10 protein-coding genes and 1 tRNA gene are annotated in these 14,904 nt (G+C 66.0%); 8 read left to right on the top strand and 3 right to left on the bottom strand.

The features are described from left to right. Positions 1-111: 111 nt before the first annotated feature. The 4 genes from FW760_RS23710 (at position 112) to FW760_RS23725 (ending at position 5,227) form a co-directional block, all read left to right on the top strand. A complete protein-coding gene (locus FW760_RS23710) occupies positions 112-1,110 on the top strand; it encodes a LacI family DNA-binding transcriptional regulator (protein WP_229589130.1) in 999 nt (332 codons plus the stop codon). 110 nt (positions 1,111-1,220) lie between these two features. Beyond that, on the top strand, positions 1,221-1,736 hold the full coding sequence (locus FW760_RS23715; protein WP_043864315.1) for a sigma-70 family RNA polymerase sigma factor: 516 nt from the start codon (positions 1,221-1,223) through the stop codon (positions 1,734-1,736). Then, positions 1,723-2,679, top strand: a complete 957-nt coding sequence (locus FW760_RS23720; protein WP_116052786.1) for a FecR domain-containing protein — start codon at positions 1,723-1,725, stop codon at positions 2,677-2,679. The genes FW760_RS23715 and FW760_RS23720 overlap by 14 nt, the downstream gene beginning before the upstream one ends. A 91-nt stretch (positions 2,680-2,770) precedes the next feature. Beyond that, complete coding sequence (locus FW760_RS23725; protein WP_116052783.1) at positions 2,771-5,227, top strand: TonB-dependent siderophore receptor; 2,457 nt, start codon at positions 2,771-2,773, stop codon at positions 5,225-5,227. Positions 5,228-5,236: 9 nt separating this feature from the next. Here the strand turns inward: FW760_RS23725 and FW760_RS23730 are convergent, their stop codons facing one another. Then, positions 5,237-6,394, bottom strand: a complete 1,158-nt coding sequence (locus tag FW760_RS23730) for an MFS transporter (protein WP_043864312.1) — start codon at positions 6,392-6,394, stop codon at positions 5,237-5,239. A gap of 300 nt (positions 6,395-6,694) precedes the next feature. Beyond that, positions 6,695-7,915 (bottom strand): MFS transporter, encoded by a 1,221-nt coding sequence (locus FW760_RS23735; protein ID WP_088515261.1) that lies wholly within the window; start codon positions 7,913-7,915, stop codon positions 6,695-6,697. A 225-nt stretch (positions 7,916-8,140) separates the two neighbouring features. Here FW760_RS23735 and FW760_RS23740 point away from each other — a divergent pair, with 225 nt between their 5' ends. The 4 genes from FW760_RS23740 (at position 8,141) to FW760_RS23755 (ending at position 12,262) form a co-directional block, all read left to right on the top strand. Further along, positions 8,141-8,662: an RNA polymerase sigma factor gene (locus FW760_RS23740; RefSeq protein WP_054916253.1), complete on the top strand. Its 522-nt coding sequence runs from the start codon at positions 8,141-8,143 to the stop codon at positions 8,660-8,662. Next, a complete protein-coding gene (locus FW760_RS23745) occupies positions 8,659-9,585 on the top strand; it encodes a FecR family protein (protein WP_446444034.1) in 927 nt (308 codons plus the stop codon). The genes FW760_RS23740 and FW760_RS23745 overlap by 4 nt, the downstream gene beginning before the upstream one ends. A 96-nt stretch (positions 9,586-9,681) precedes the next feature. Beyond that, the gene (locus FW760_RS23750) at positions 9,682-12,093 is read left to right on the top strand and encodes a TonB-dependent siderophore receptor (protein WP_229589128.1); all 2,412 of its coding nucleotides are present in this window, start codon (positions 9,682-9,684) and stop codon (positions 12,091-12,093) included. 92 nt (positions 12,094-12,185) lie between these two features. Next, positions 12,186-12,262 (top strand) — tRNA-Met (locus FW760_RS23755). A 116-nt stretch (positions 12,263-12,378) separates the two neighbouring features. Here the strand turns inward: FW760_RS23755 and FW760_RS23760 are convergent. Then, the gene (locus FW760_RS23760; protein WP_058540622.1) at positions 12,379-14,835 is read right to left on the bottom strand and encodes a TonB-dependent siderophore receptor; all 2,457 of its coding nucleotides are present in this window, start codon (positions 14,833-14,835) and stop codon (positions 12,379-12,381) included. Between the last annotated feature and the right edge of the window lie 69 nt (positions 14,836-14,904).

The raw sequence follows: 14,904 nt of genomic DNA on the forward strand, positions 1-14,904 counted from the left end.
TTGTTTGCCGAGACAAGCCGTCGATTGGGTTAGAATCGCGCCCCGAAATCAGCCACGGTTGGAAGCCCCTCGAACATGCCCACTCCATCACGCCCTGCCACCTTGAAGTCCATGGCAACCGCCCTCGGGGTGCACGTTTCCACCGTGTCGCGGGTGCTCAATGGCGACCCTGCCGGGGTCGAGCGCGCGGCATCGGCCGAGGTGGTGGCGCGTATTCGCGCGTTGGCGAAAGAGCTGGATTATCGGCCGAACACGCAGGCATCCAACCTGAAGTTGCGCAAAAGCCAGGAGATCTGCGTGCTCATGCCGCGCCTTACCGACCTGGTGATGGCGACCATCTACGACAGCATCGACGCCGCCGCCGAACAGGCTGGCTACCTGACCTTCGTGTCCAATACCGACGATCAGCAACCCCGCCAGCTGGCGCGGGCCGAGCATGCCCTGCGCCGCTCGGTGGCGGGGTTGATCGTGGGCGACTCGCACGTGGGCGAGCAGCAGCCACTGCTGGAGCTGCTGGGGCGCAAGCACATCCCCTACGTGCTGGTCAGCCGGCAGATTGCCGGGCACCTCACGGCGGGCAGCGATGACGAGTTGGGCGGCTGGCTGGCGGCCGAGCACCTGTACCGCCTGGGCTGTCGCGACGTGGCGATCCTGGCGGGCGAGCGGCACGCCTCCACCGGTGCCGACCGCACGCGAGGCTTTACCCGGTACTACCGCGAACAGGGCATTACCCTGCGCCCGGAATGGACGCTCAATGGCCCGTTCGACAGCCTCACCGGGCACAAGCAGGGCGAGTACCTGCTGGGGTTGAACCCGCGCCCCCAGGCGTTTTTCGCAGTGAACGACTTTCTGGCCATCGGCCTGATGGGCGCCGCGCGGGACAAGGGCCTGGAGCCGGGCAAGGACATCGCCGTGGTGGGCTTCAACGACACACCATTGGCCAACGAACTGATCGTGCCGCTGACCAGCGTGCGCCTGCCGCTGGCCGAGATGGGTCGGCATGCAGTGGAGTTGCTGCTCAAGCGCATCAAGGGTGAAGCGGTGGAGTCGATCATTCTGGCGCCGCAGTTGCAGGTGCGGGCGAGCTCGGGATTGCGGGTGGCTGGCTGAAGAACGGCTGGCAAAGAGGCCCGCACGCCCACCAATTGCATCGCGCCCTGCTCCCCGCATAGAATGCGAACGATTCACAATCACTTCTTGCGCGCAGGCCCCGACCGACGATGCCCACCAGCGACACGCTCCCTCCGTCCGAGGTCGACCTGCTCTACCGTACCCACCACTCCTGGCTCAACACCTGGCTGCAGCGCCGCGTTGGCTGTCACGCCCACGCCGCCGACCTGGCCCAGGATACCTTCGTGCGCCTGCTCAAGGCTCGCCACGCGCACCCGCTCAAGCAGCCGCGTGCCTACCTGAGCAGCATCGCCCGCGGCCTGATGATCGACCAGTTCCGCCGCCGCGCGCTGGAACAGGCCTACCTCGAAAGCCTGGCCCACCTGCCCGCCGCGCACGCGCCCAGCGAAGAACAGCGCTGGATGATCCTCGATACCCTGCAACGCCTCGACCGCCTGCTGATGCAGCTCAAGCCACGGGTGCGCCAGGTGTTTCTGCACGCGCAACTGGACGACATGAGCTGCCCGAAAATCGCCGAACAGCTGGGTGTGTCCCGCGCCACGGTGGAGCGCGACCTGGCCAAGGCCATGGGCGTCTGCTATCGGTTGCGCCATGCCCGGGGCTGAGCCAGCACCGGGCCAGGCCCACGTCGAGCAGGCCATCGAATGGCTGGTGCAACTGCGCTACAACACGCCCACCGTACAGGCCGAACAGGCCTTTGGTCGCTGGCTCGACCAGCACCCGCACAACGCCCTGGCCTGGGCCCAGGTCCAGGCCATGAGCGAGGAGTTCAGCAGCCTGCCCCGCGAGCTCAGTCGGCGCACCCTGGAGGGCACGCAGCGACGCAGCATCAGCCGGCGCGACAGCCTCAAGCTGCTGGGCCTGCTCGGCGCCGCCGGCACCCTGGGCTGGGTCGGTCGCGAGCCGCTCGGGCTGCCCACCCTGCTGGCCGACAAGCACACCGCCACCGGTGAGCGGCGCACCTTCCACAACAACGACGGCAGCGTGATCCAGCTCAACACCGCCAGCGCCATCGACCTGCGCTTCGCGGCCGACCTGCGTGCGCTGAGCCTGATCCAGGGCGAGGTGTCCATCGATACCGGCAACGACCCACGCCCCCTGCGCGTGACCACCCGTGACGGTGTACTGCAAACGCAAGGCTCGCAATTGCTGGTACGCGAACGTACCGACGGCACCCTGCTGGCGGTGCGCCAGGGCAGTGTGACGCTGTACCCCGGCAACGGCACCGCGCCGCGCATCGCCCGCCCCGGCGAGCAACTGCTGTTCAGCGCCAGCGGCCAGGTCGGCCCGGCCGTGACTCACGCCGACCCGTGGGGCTGGCGCGAAGGCGTGCTCAGCGTGCAGCGGATGCCCCTGGGCGAGTTCATCGCCGAGCTGTCGCGCTACCGCCCCGGCGTGCTGCGCTGCGCCGAGGCGGTGGCCGGGTTGAAGGTGTTCGGCACCTATCAGCTGGCCGACACCGACCAGATCCTGGCGCTGGTGGCCGAGGCACTGCCGATTCGCATCGACTACCGCACCCGCTACTGGGTCAGTGTCAGCCCGGCTTGAATCTGTTTGAAAAATAAATGAGGTGGTTTCTCATTCAGCTTCGGCCTGTAGGGATAAAGACGAAACGTCTGTCTCTTCTCAGGAGCCCCGAATGATCCACCCCAGTGTTGCCCGCCCCGATCCCCTTCAGCGCGCCGTGCGTGGCGCCTTGCTCGGCCTGGCCCTGAGCGCCGCCGCTGCGCCGTTGCTGGGCGCTGCCGCACCTGCGGCCACCCAGCAGGTGCAACGCTGGAACATTCCCGCAGGGCCCCTGGACGCAGCGCTTGAGCAGATGGCCCGCCAGGGTGGGCTGAACCTGTCGTATGACGCCGCCAGCCTGCAGGGCAAGACCACCGCCGGCGTGTCCGGCAGCCACGACAACGCCCAGGCCCTGGCGCTGCTGTTGCAGGGCAGCGGCGTGCAGGTGCAGCAGAAGTCGGCCAACAGCTTCCTGCTGCTGCCGGCGGTGGACATCGGCGACGCCCTGGAGCTGGGTGCCACCAGCATCTCCAGCGACCGCCTGGGCGAAACCACCGAGCACAGCGGCTCGTACACCACCGGTGCGGTGACCATCGGCAAGATGCCCCAGACCCTGCGCCACACGCCGCAATCGGTGTCAGTGCTGACCCGCCAGCGCCTGGACGACCAGAACATCACCAACCTCACCACCCTGATGGAGCAGACCCCGGGTGTGGTGGTCGACTACGTCGACAGCGAGCGCGTCACCTACTACTCGCGCGGCTACCAGATCGACGCCATCCAGTATGACGGCGCCACCGTGGTGCAAGGCAGTGGCGGCGGCTCGTTCATCCAGAGTGACTCGGCGATCATCGACCGCGCCGAGATCCTGCGAGGCGCCACCGGCATGCTGCGTGGCGCGGGCAACCCCTCGGGCACCGTCAACCTGGTGCGCAAGCGCCCTACCCGGGACTTCCAGGCCTCGGCCAGCGTCACCGCCGGCTCCTGGGATGCGCAGCGCTATGTGGCCGACCTGTCAGGCGCGCTGACCGACAACGGCGCGATCCGCGGCCGCATGATCGCCGTGCACGATGACAAGGACTCGTTCCAGGACAGCCGCATGGAGCGCAAGAACGTGTTCTACGGCGTGCTGGCCGCCGACCTGGGCGAACGCACCACACTCACCGGTGGCATCGAATACACCGAGCTGGAGGCCACCGGCTCGTGGGGCGGCCTGCCGGCCAACTTCGATGGCTCGCCGCTGAAGCTCTCGCGCAGCACCTACCTGGGCGCCGACTGGAACCGCTGGAACCGCAGCAACCTGCAGACCTTCGCCGAACTCGAGCATGTGTTCGACAACGACTGGACGCTCAAGGTATCGGGCACCCGCACGCAGTTTCGCCTCGACGACCACGGCTTCAAGCAGACCTACTTCACCCGCGCCAGCACCACCAACCCCTACCTGATGAACTACCAGGTGACCGAGGGCGACGGCGGCGAAAGCGAGCAGACCAACCTCAGCGCCACCCTCAACGGCCCCTTCCAGCTGCTGGGCCGCGAGCACGAACTGATGGTGGGCGTGGAGCGCATCCGCAACGACTCCACTGCCTCGGCCACCAACTTCACGGCCTCCGGGGTGTTCGACATTCGCGAATGGGACCCCAAGACCAGCCTGCCCGAGCCGTCGATCAACATCAGCGCAAAGCCGGTGATGACCCGCACCACCCAGCAGGCGGCGCACGCCACCTGGCGCATCTCGCTGGCCGACCCGTTGACCGCGGTGATCGGCGCGCGCATCAACTGGTATGACTACGAGCAGGAAAACAACCTCAAGACCTCAGGCAAGTACAGCGTCGACCGCGAGATCGTGCCGTATGCGGCGCTGATCTACGACCTGAACAACAACCTGAGCCTGTACGGCAGCTACACCGAGATCTTCAACCCGCAAAGCGCCACCGATGCGTCCAACGCGGTGCTCGACCCGGTCACTGGCGAAGCCTACGAGCTGGGCATAAAGGGCGAGTTCTACGATGGCAGGCTCAACACCTCGCTGGCGGTGTTCCGCATCTACCAGGTGGGCAACGCCCTGGATGACCTGGGCAGCCCCGACCCGTGCCTGCCCAACTACACCAGCGGCCACTGCAAGGTGGCCGCCGGCAAGAACCGCAGCGAAGGGTTCGAACTGGAAGTGACCGGCGAAGTGCTGCCCGGCTGGCAGGTCTCGGGCGGCTACACCTACACCACCACCGAGTACCTCAAGGACACCCTCAGCAACACCGGCAACGTGCTGCGCCCCACCGACCCCAAGCGCCAGTTGAAGCTGTTCACCAGCTACCGCCTGCCGGGGGCATACGACGCCTGGACCGTGGGTGGCGGGGTCAGTGCGCAAAGCGACATCTACTCGCGCAACGGCAATGCCGTGGCCTCGCAAAGCGGCTATGCGGTGTACAGCGCGCTGCTGGGCTACCGCTTCAACCAGCACTATTCGCTGCAGCTCAACGCCAACAACCTGTTCGACAAGCACTACTACAAGAAGGTAGGCGCCACGGCCACGGGGTACTACTACGGCGACCCGCGCAACGTCTCGCTGACCCTGCGCGCAAGCTTCTGAGGCCGGCCGCTACTGCGCGGTGCGGGCCGCATAGGCCTTGCGCCGCGAGCTGCGGGCAAAGCACACGAACAGCGCGGCCATCGCCGCCAGTGCCATCGGCAGGCCATGGGGGGCGACGTCCATGGCCGCGCCACTGACCAGCGGCCCCACCAGGCTGCCCACACCCCACAACAGGCCGACGCTGGCATTGGCCGTGACCAGGTCCTGGCCCTTGAACTGCTGGCCGATCAGCACCAGCGCCAGGGTATACACCCCGCCCGCCACCGCCCCCAGCAGCACCAGCGCCGGCCACAGCAGCCACTGCACCTGGATCAGCCACGGCAGCGCCAGGCCGATCAGCATCGCCACCACGCCGCACACCAGGTGTACCGTGGTGCGCTCGCAGCGGTCGGCCAGCCAGCCCAGCGGCAACTGGAACAGCATGTCGCCGGTCAGGATCACCGTGACCATCAGCGCTGCCACGCCCACCGCATAGGCGTGGTTGGTGGCGTACACCGGCAGCAGCGAGAGAATCACCGCATCGAAGAACGAGAAGAACAGCACGCCCATGCACAGGGCCGGCGCCACACGAAAGAAGCCGCCCAGCGTAAAGCTCTTCTCGCCGTCGTCACCGTGCTCCACATAGTCGTTGGGCACTGTCCACACGATGCTCGCCAGGGCCAGGGCATAGCAGCCGCTGACCACGATGATCACCCAAGGGCTATGGGTGCCGAACAGCGCAAGCATGGTCGGGCCGAGCATCTGGCAACCGGTGAAGGCGGTGGCATACAGCGCCATGACCTTGCCGCGGTTGTGCTCTTCGCTCAGTTCGTTGACCCAGGATTCGCCCAGGATGATCGCGATCCCCATGCCCACGCCCATGCCCAGGCGCAGCAGGCCGAGCAGCCAGGTGGAGTCGAACGCCCACTCGATCAGCCCCACGCTCAGGGCGCACAGGCCGAAGCTGAGCAGGTAGATGGTGCGCCGGGTGAGGTGGCGGCAGCAGGCGTCCACCAGGAACGCCGAGAGCATCATGCCGGCAGCGGGCGCGGCCGACAGGATGCCGATGTGCAGGGTGCTGGCCCCGGCATCGAGCAGGCGCAGGGAAACCAGTGGCAGGGTGGCGCCCAGGCTCAACCCTACGATCGAAACGGCGAACAGAAGGCCCGCCAGCAAACGCGTGTTCATCTACAACTCCGAAACCCGCCGACGCGCACATGCGCGCAGGCATCAACATGACTGTGTTCTGAAAGCGACGGTCAGTTCAGGCGCGCGGAGGAGAAAAGGTGAAGGCGAACAGGACGCTGCGCCGACGCTTGAGCACCGTATCGCACGGCCAGTCGCACAGCAGGGCCTGGACTACCGGCGGCTTTGCTGCGCAAGGACGGGAGAAACGTTTCATGGGTCGACTACAGGAAAAGGAAGGCCGGCACTCTAGGTGAAACCCCGGCCAGGCGTCAATCGCATCGATGCCTGGCCGGCGCGCTGTCAGCGCTTGCGCGTGGACGGCAGCAGAATCGCCAGCAGCCCGAACAGCGGCAGGTACGAACACAACGTGTACACGTACTCGATGCCGTGAATGTCTGCCAGGTAGCCCAGCAGCGCCGCGCCGATACCGCCAAAGCCGAACATCAGGCCGAAGAAGATCCCCGCGATCATGCCCACGTTGCCCGGCACCAGCTCCTGCGCGTACACCACGATGGCCGAGAACGCCGAAGCCAGGATGAAGCCGATGATCACGCTGAGCACGCTGGTCCAGAACAGGTCGGCATACGGCAGCGCCAGGGTGAACGGCGCCACGCCCAGAATCGAGAACCAGATCACCGCCTTGCGGCCGATGCGATCGCCGATCGGCCCGCCGAAGAAGGTCCCGGCAGCCACCGCCCCCAGGAACAGGAACAGGTACAGCTGCGAACTGGCCACCGACAGGTCGAACTTCTCGATCAGGTAGAAGGTGAAGTAGCTGGTCAGGCTGGCCATGTAGAAGTACTTGGAGAACACCAGCAGGCCCAGCACCACCAGCGCGCCGATCACCCGGTTGCGGCTCAGGCCGTGGGTGGCGGCCTGGCCGGCCTTGGCCTTGAACAGCGCCAGGTGGCCGCGGTACCAGCGGCTCAGGCCGTAGGTGACGATCACTGCAAACAGCGCGAACAGGCCGAACCACACCACGTTGCCCTGGCCGAACGGGATGATGATGGCGGCGGCCAGCAGCGGCCCGAACGCCGAGCCGGCATTGCCGCCGACCTGGAAGGTCGACTGCGCCAGGCCGAAGCGCCCGCCCGAGGCCAGGCGCGCGATGCGCGAGGTTTCCGGGTGGAAGGTCGAGGAGCCGATGCCCACCAGTGCCGCAGCCAGCAGAATCATCGGGAAACTGCCGACATACGCCAGCATCACGATGCCCACCAGGGTGCACAGGGTGCCCAGGGGCAGCAGGTTGGGCATCGGCTTGCGGTCGGTATAGAAACCGACGGCCGGTTGCAGCAGCGAGGCGGTGATCTGGAAGGTCAGGGTAATCAGCCCCACCTGGGTGAAGCTCAGCCCGTAGTTGGCCTTGAGCAGCGGGTAGATCGACGGCAGCACCGCCTGGATGAGGTCGTTGATCAGGTGCGCCAGCGCACAGGCAGCGATGATTCGCATCACCAGCGGGCTGCTCTGGCTGGGCGCGGCGGTGCTGGCGGGCGTACTTGACGGGGCGGTGCTCAAGGCCATGGGAAAACGTCCATCGGGTGATCGGGATCCAATTATCCAGAATTCGTTAGCAAGCGCACTATTCTTTTCAGTGAGTGGGCTACTTGTTAATAATTCTCAGTAACGCTAGTCTGCGGCGCGACCTTTCGCCGGCAAGGCCGGCTCCTACGGGCACCACACCGCTCTGTAGGAGCCGGCCTTGCCGGCGAAGGCGCCCGCCCAGGCAACATCCACCCCGGTAAGACCATGCCCGACAATCAGGAAGACCGAAGCCTGACGCTGCTCTACCAGCGTCACCGCAACGAGCTGCTGGCCTTTCTCACCCGTCGGGTGCGCTGCCGGGAGACCGCGCGCGACCTCTTGCAGGACGCCTTCGTGCGCCTGATGCACAGCGAGCGCAGCGAGGTCGGCAACCTGCGCGCCTTCCTCTACCGCATCGCCAGCAACCTGAGCATCGACCACGCGCGCCGCAACCAGGTGCGCGGGGTCAGCGACGAGCAGGCCCTCGACCAGTTGCTCACCGACACCAGCCCCGAGCGCAGCGCCGTGGCCGGCAATACCCTCGACCATCTGGAGCGCCTGATCGACGGCCTGCCCTCGCCCACCCGCGAGGTGTTTCTGCTGGCCCGGGTCGAGCAAATGAGCTACAAGGACATCGCCGCACGCCTGGGCCTGGAGCCCCGCGCCGTGGAGCGCCACCTGAACAAAGCCCTGAGCCACTGCGCGGCCGCCGCCCTGCACGCGCGCCAGCCGAACGAAGCCGAATGACGCCCGATCACTCCCCCAGCGCTGAACGCGAACAGCAGGCCTTGCACTGGTTTACCCGGCGCCGTGCCGATGACCTCACGCCCACTGAACGCGACGCCTTCGACGCCTGGGTGCACGACGCACAGAACGCCGCCGCGCTGGCCGCCGTCGAACGGCTCTGGCAGACCCTGGAGCTGCCCGCCCACCGGGTGCGCAAGGCCGACCGGCACCGCGCCAAGAAAAGCCGTTGGCCGCTGTATGCGGCCGCCGCCAGCCTGCTGCTGGGCGCCGGCCTGAGCTGGTTGCTGGTGCCCTCGCTGCACACCCTGGGCAGCGACTACGCCACCGCCGCCGGCGAGCGCCGCGAGGTGCAACTGGCCGACGGTTCGCGCCTGCGCCTGGACAGCGCCAGCGCGGTGGACATCGACCTCGACGGCGACACCCGCACCGTGCGCCTGCGCCAGGGCCGGGTGTTCGCCGACGTGGTGCACGACGGCAGGCCCTTCGTGGTGGAGGTCGACCAGGCCCGGGTGCAGGTGCTGGGCACGCGCTTTTCGGTCAGCCGTGGCGAGCACGATGACGTAGTGCTGCTCAGCGGCAGCGTCGAGGTCAGCACCGCCAGCCAGCACCAGCGCCTGAGCCCCGGCCAGCGCCTGACCCTGCACGGCGAACGGCTCGATGCGCCGCAGACGGTGGATGCCGAACGCCTGCTGGCCTGGCGCGACGGTCAGCTGCGGGTGCGCGATGTGCCGTTGCAGCAGGTGCTCGAACAGCTGGCCACCTACAAGGGCACCCGCCTGGTGCTGCTCAACGAGGCCGCCGGCCAGCGACGGGTCAGCGGCAGCTTCAACCTGGACCAGGCCGACAGCGCCCTCGATGCCCTGCTCAGCAGCCAGAAACTGCGTGCCGATGCCGTGTTGGGGCACTGGCTGATCGTGCGCTGAAAATATTTTGCCGACGGCGCGGTAATTCCCGTTTCTGCTGCGTCACACCCCCAACATAAGAAGCATTACCATTTGCACCTTCTTGGGGGAGGAACCATGCAGTACCCACGTGACGTCGCGTTCACCCGTCGACCCTTGGCCAGCGCGATCCTGGCCGCCAGCTTGCTGGCGTTGCTGCCAGGCGCCGCCGTGCAGGCCGCCGAGGCCACTCAGGCCCAGACGCAACGCATCGATTTCCATATCTCGACGCAGTCGCTGGTCGATGCCATCGAGCTGTTCAGCGCGCAAAGCGGCTACCAGGTGATCTATGACGCCAACCAGGTAGCGGGCATCGTGTCCCCCGAGGTGCAGGGCCAGTACACCGCCGAACAGGCGCTGCGCACCCTCACCGGCAGCAGCGCACGGCTGAGCCAGCCCAACCCCAACAGCTTCCTGATCGAGCTGCCGGTGGATCTGGGCAGCGGCCTGCAACTGGATGCCGTGAGCATTTCGGGCAAGGCGCCAGGCTCGACCACCGAAGGCACCGGGCTGTACACCACCTACTCCTCCAGCAGTTCGACGCGCCTGAACCTCACGCCCAGGGAAACCCCGCAGGCGCTGACCGTGATGACCCGCCAGCGCCTGGACGACCAGCGCCTGAGCACCCTGACCGACACCCTGGAAGCCACCCCGGGCATCATCGTCACCCGTGACGGCCTGGGCGCCGAGAGCGACAGCTACTATTCGCGCGGCTTCGTGATCCAGAACTACGAAGTGGACGGCGTGCCTACCACCACGCGCATGGACAACTACACCCAGAGCATGGCGATGTACGACCGGGTGGAGATCGTGCGCGGCGCCAGCGGCCTGATCAGCGGCATGGGCAGCCCGTCGGCGACCATCAACCTGATCCGCAAGCGCCCCACCTACGAGGGCCAGGCCAGCATCACCGGCTCGGCCGGCACCTGGGACCGCTACGGCAGCGGCTTCGACGTGTCCGGCCCGCTGACCGAAAGCGGCAACGTGCGCGGCCGCCTGGTGGCCGACTACAAGACCGAAAAGGCCTGGGTCGACCGCTACAAGCAGGACACCCAGCTGCTGTACGGCATCACCGAATTCGACCTGAGCGAAGACACCCTGCTGACCCTGGGCTTGAGCTACCTGCGCACCGACGTCGACTCCCCGCTGCGCAGCGGCCTGCCCACCCGGTTCAGCAACGGTGAGCGCAGCAACCTCAGCCGCTCGATCAACAGCGCACCCACCTGGTCGTACAACGACCACGAACAGACCAGCTACTTCGCCTCGGTGGAGCAGCAACTGGGCAACGGCTGGAGCGGCAAGCTCGAGTACAGCCACTCGGAAAACAAGTTCGACGAGCTGTTCGGCTTCGTCATGGGCGATCTGAACCCGGACGGCAGCGGCATGAGCCAGCTGCCGGTACGCTTCTCGGGCACCCCGCGCCAGGACAACCTGGACCTGTACGTGACCGGCCCGTTCAGCCTGTTCGAGCGCGAGCACGAACTGATCGGCGGCGTGACCCTGTCGCAGTTCAGCCAGAGCGTGCCCGAGTGGGGCGGCTGGCGCTACGACTACAACGCCACCCCGGGTGCGTCGATCGACAACATCTTCGACTGGGACGGCAAGCAGCCCAAGCCGGCGTTTACCGAAAGCGGCAAGTCGTCACAGGAAGAAAACCAGTACGCCGCCTACCTCACCACCCGCCTGCACCTGAGCGACGACCTGAACCTGATCCTGGGCAGCCGCCTGATCGACTGGGAGCGCAAGACCGAGGACCGCCCCTATGGCGCGGCCAGCAGCAACACCGACCGCAAGGAAACCGGCGTGTTCATCCCCTATGCCGGGGTGGTGTACGACCTGAATGACACCTGGTCGCTGTATGCCAGCTACACCAAGATCTTCAACCCGCAGGGGTCGTGGGTGCAGGACGCGCAATTCAAGCCCATCGACCCGATGCAGGGCATCGGCTACGAGATGGGCATCAAGGGCAGTCACTTCGACGGCAAGCTGAACTCCAGCGTGGCGGTGTTCAAGCTCGAACAGGACAACCTGGCGATCTGGCAGCACGACAACGTGTACGAGGCCAAGCAGGACACCACCTCCAAAGGCATCGAGATGGAGATCAACGGCGAACTGGCCGAGGGTTGGCAGGCGTCGGCGGGGTATGCCTATACCCTGACCACCGACAACCAGGACGAGCGCATCAACACCGTGCTGCCGCGTCACAGCCTCAAGACCTTCACCAGCTATCGCCTGCCCGGGGTGCTGGACAAGGTGACCGTGGGCGGTGGCGTGAACTGGCAGAGCAAGGTGGGCAACGACCTGCACACCTTCACCCAGGGCAGCTATGCCATCGCCAACCTGATGGCGCGCTACGACATCAACGAGCACCTGGAAGCCTCGGTGAACCTGAACAACCTGTTCGACCGCGAGTACTACAGCATGGCCGGCCTGTACGGCACCTACGGCGCACCACGCAACGTGATGACCAACTTCACCTACAGGTTCTGAGGGGTTTTTGGCTAAGCGGTTGATCGGGCGTTAAATTTTTTGAAATTGGGTGTTGACACAACATCGTTTCGAGCGAATAATGCGCGCCACTTGGCTACATAGCTCAGTTGGTTAGAGCATAGCATTCATAATGCTGGGGTCCGGGGTTCAAGTCCCTGTGTAGCCACCAAGTACTAAAAAGGGCTTACCGAAAGGTAGGCCCTTTTTTCATGCCTGAAGAAAAGTGCCGGCCGCTTCGCCGGCAAGGCCGGCCCCTGCACGCCCGCAGGAGCCGGCCTGATCCTTTCAGAGCGACCAGCGCAACGTCAGCATCGCATTGCGGGGGTCACCGTAGAAGTTGCCGCCATACACCGTGTTGGTGGCAATGCTCTGGTAGTACCTGGTGTCGAACACGTTATTCACGTTCAGGCGCACGTCCAGGTGCTCGGAGGCCTTGTAGCTGAGCATCAGGTCGACCAAGGTGTAGGCATCCTGCTCGATGCGGTAGGTGCTGTCGGTGGCGTACCAGTTGTCACCCTTGTTGTAGATCGCATTCTGCCGGTACACCCCGCCGCCGACCTTCCAGCGCTCGAGCTCGCCCGGCAGCTGGTAGGTGGTGAACGCCTTGAATACGTGCCGCGGGATGTCGGTGTCGAACAGCCGCCCCTCGTTGGCCGGGTCGCCGTCCTTCACGTACTTGACCTGGGCGAAGGTGTAGCCCGCGCCCAGTTCCCAGCCCGGCAGTACGGTGCCGTTCACTTCCAGCTCGATACCCTCGCTGCGCAGCTTGCCCGCCGCCTCGGAGCAGCTGGGCACCAGGTCGGAGCACTGGTAGCGCTCCAGGGTCTTGGCGCGATTCTCCTGGTCGATGCGAAACACCGCGGCACTGGCATTCAATGCGCCGTCGAAGTACTCGCCCTTGATCCCCACCTCGTAGTTTTTGCCCTCGATCGGCTTGAGTTCGCTGCCGCTGGCGTCCTGCTCGGACTGCGGCTTGAAGATGTCGGTGTAGCTCACGTACACCGAATGCTGCGCATCCAGGTCGTAGATCACCCCGGCGTAGCGGGTCAGGTTGCGCGTGACGCTCACGTTGACAGGCTTGCCCAGGCGCGTGCCGTTGCGGGTCTGGGATTCGCTGTCGTACCAGTCCAGGCGCCCGCCCACGATCAGCTTCAGGTCGTCGGCCAGGTTGAAGCGCGACGTGACGTAGGTGCCGGTCTGCGAGGTTTCTCGGTCCTGGTGCCAGTAGTTCAGGTCCAGGCGACGCTTGGGCAGGCTGCCGGGGTCCCAGGCATGGATGTTCATGCCGATCAGGTCGTCGCTGTAGTTGCCCTTGCCCTCGAAGGTCAGCTCGCGGCGGCTGGCCCCGACTACCAGTTCGTGTGTACGCCCCAGCAACTGGTACGGCCCGGTGGCATAGGCGTCATAGCTGCTCTGCTCGTCGTCGTAGTGGTACTGCCCCAGGTACTGGCCGAACACCTCGCCCTCATCGCCCATGCGCTCGGTCATGCTGCCGAGCATCTTGAGCTTCGACCAAGTGCGGCTGGCCGCCAGCAGCAGCTTCCAGTCGTTGTCCAGGCGATAGTCCAGGCGGCTGAACAGGGTGGTGTTGTCCTGGTCCCAGTATTCCCAGTCGTTGCCCAGGTAGGTGGAGCGCGAAAGGTGCAGGTCGCTGCCGTCGATGCCAGTGGGCAGGCCGCCCCAGGTGGAGGTGTTGTTGACGCTCTGGTTCGACAGCCCCAGGGTGAAGGTGCTGTTGTCGCTCAGGTCGGCCTCGCCGATGGCATAGAACACCGAGCGCTCGGTATCGGCCACGTCCTGGAAGCTGTTGCGGGTCTGGTAGGCGGTGACCATCCTGCCGCGCAGGGTGCCGCTGTCGTTGAGCGCGCCGGAGCCGTCGACCTCGGTGCGGTAGTTGTCCCAGCTGCCGGCACTGCCGGTGATGCTCAGGCGCGGGTCGGCCGTGGGGCGCTTGCGCACCATGTTGATCGCCGCCGACGGCGTGCCCGAGCCTTGCATCAGGCCGGTGGCGCCGCGCACCACCTCGACGTGGTCGTAGATCGCCATGTCGGGCGTGGAGTTCATGTCCCGCGAGAGGTAATGCGACAGGTCGTTGGAGAGCCCGTCATTCATCAGGTTCTCGACGGTGAAGCCGCGGGCGTAGAAGGTCGGGCGCTGCGGGCCGTCCTTGGTCATGGACATGCCGGGGGTGTTCTTGAGCACATCTTCCAGGCTCTGCATGTCCTGGTCGTCCATGCGCTGGCGGGTGATCACACTCACCGACTGCGGGGTTTCACGGATGCTCAGGGGCAGCTTGGTGGCCGTCTGCATCGGCCCGGTGGTGTAGGAGCCGGTACCCTCGGTGGTGCTCCCCAGCACCTGCCCGTTGATACTGGTGGCGCCCAGCTCCACCGCGCCGTTGGCCGCCGGCAGCGCAACCAGCACGTAGCCGTCGCTACTGGCCTGGGCCTGCAGGCCGTGGCCGTACAGCAGCGCGGCGAAGCCGTCCTGCAGGGCATAGTTGCCCTGCAGCCCGGCGCTGGACAGGTTGGCGACCTGGCCGGCATTGAACGAAATGGCCACCCCCGACTCGCGGGCATAACGGCTCAGCACGTCGCCCAGCGCCCCGGCCGGGATGGCATAGCGCTGCACCTGCTGCTGCGCATGCGCCGGCTGCAGGGCCAGCAGCGGCAGCGTGCCGAGGGCTAGATGAACCGCCAGCGCCAGGGCGCGGCTGGGCTTGAGGGGCTTGTGTGAAGGCATGTTCCCGACTCTCCGATGTATTGGCTAATACAAGGACGCACAGGTAACGGGAACTGGAAGCGTTTGATA

Source organism: Pseudomonas sp. 1176_21, assembly GCF_052850635.1.

Bases quoted from the DNA above. Each gene is read 5' to 3' on its own strand.
- FW760_RS23710 (WP_229589130.1), top strand. From the start codon at position 112: ATGGCAACCGCCCTCGGGGTGCACGTTTCCACCGTGTCGCGGGTGCTC.
- FW760_RS23715 (WP_043864315.1), top strand. From the start codon at position 1,221: ATGCCCACCAGCGACACGCTCCCTCCGTCCGAGGTCGACCTGCTCTAC.
- FW760_RS23720 (WP_116052786.1), top strand. From the start codon at position 1,723: ATGCCCGGGGCTGAGCCAGCACCGGGCCAGGCCCACGTCGAGCAGGCC.
- FW760_RS23725 (WP_116052783.1), top strand. From the start codon at position 2,771: ATGATCCACCCCAGTGTTGCCCGCCCCGATCCCCTTCAGCGCGCCGTG.
- FW760_RS23730 (WP_043864312.1), bottom strand. From the start codon at position 6,394: ATGAACACGCGTTTGCTGGCGGGCCTTCTGTTCGCCGTTTCGATCGTA.
- FW760_RS23735 (WP_088515261.1), bottom strand. From the start codon at position 7,915: ATGGCCTTGAGCACCGCCCCGTCAAGTACGCCCGCCAGCACCGCCGCG.
- FW760_RS23740 (WP_054916253.1), top strand. From the start codon at position 8,141: ATGCCCGACAATCAGGAAGACCGAAGCCTGACGCTGCTCTACCAGCGT.
- FW760_RS23745 (WP_446444034.1), top strand. From the start codon at position 8,659: ATGACGCCCGATCACTCCCCCAGCGCTGAACGCGAACAGCAGGCCTTG.
- FW760_RS23750 (WP_229589128.1), top strand. From the start codon at position 9,682: ATGCAGTACCCACGTGACGTCGCGTTCACCCGTCGACCCTTGGCCAGC.
- FW760_RS23760 (WP_058540622.1), bottom strand. From the start codon at position 14,835: ATGCCTTCACACAAGCCCCTCAAGCCCAGCCGCGCCCTGGCGCTGGCG.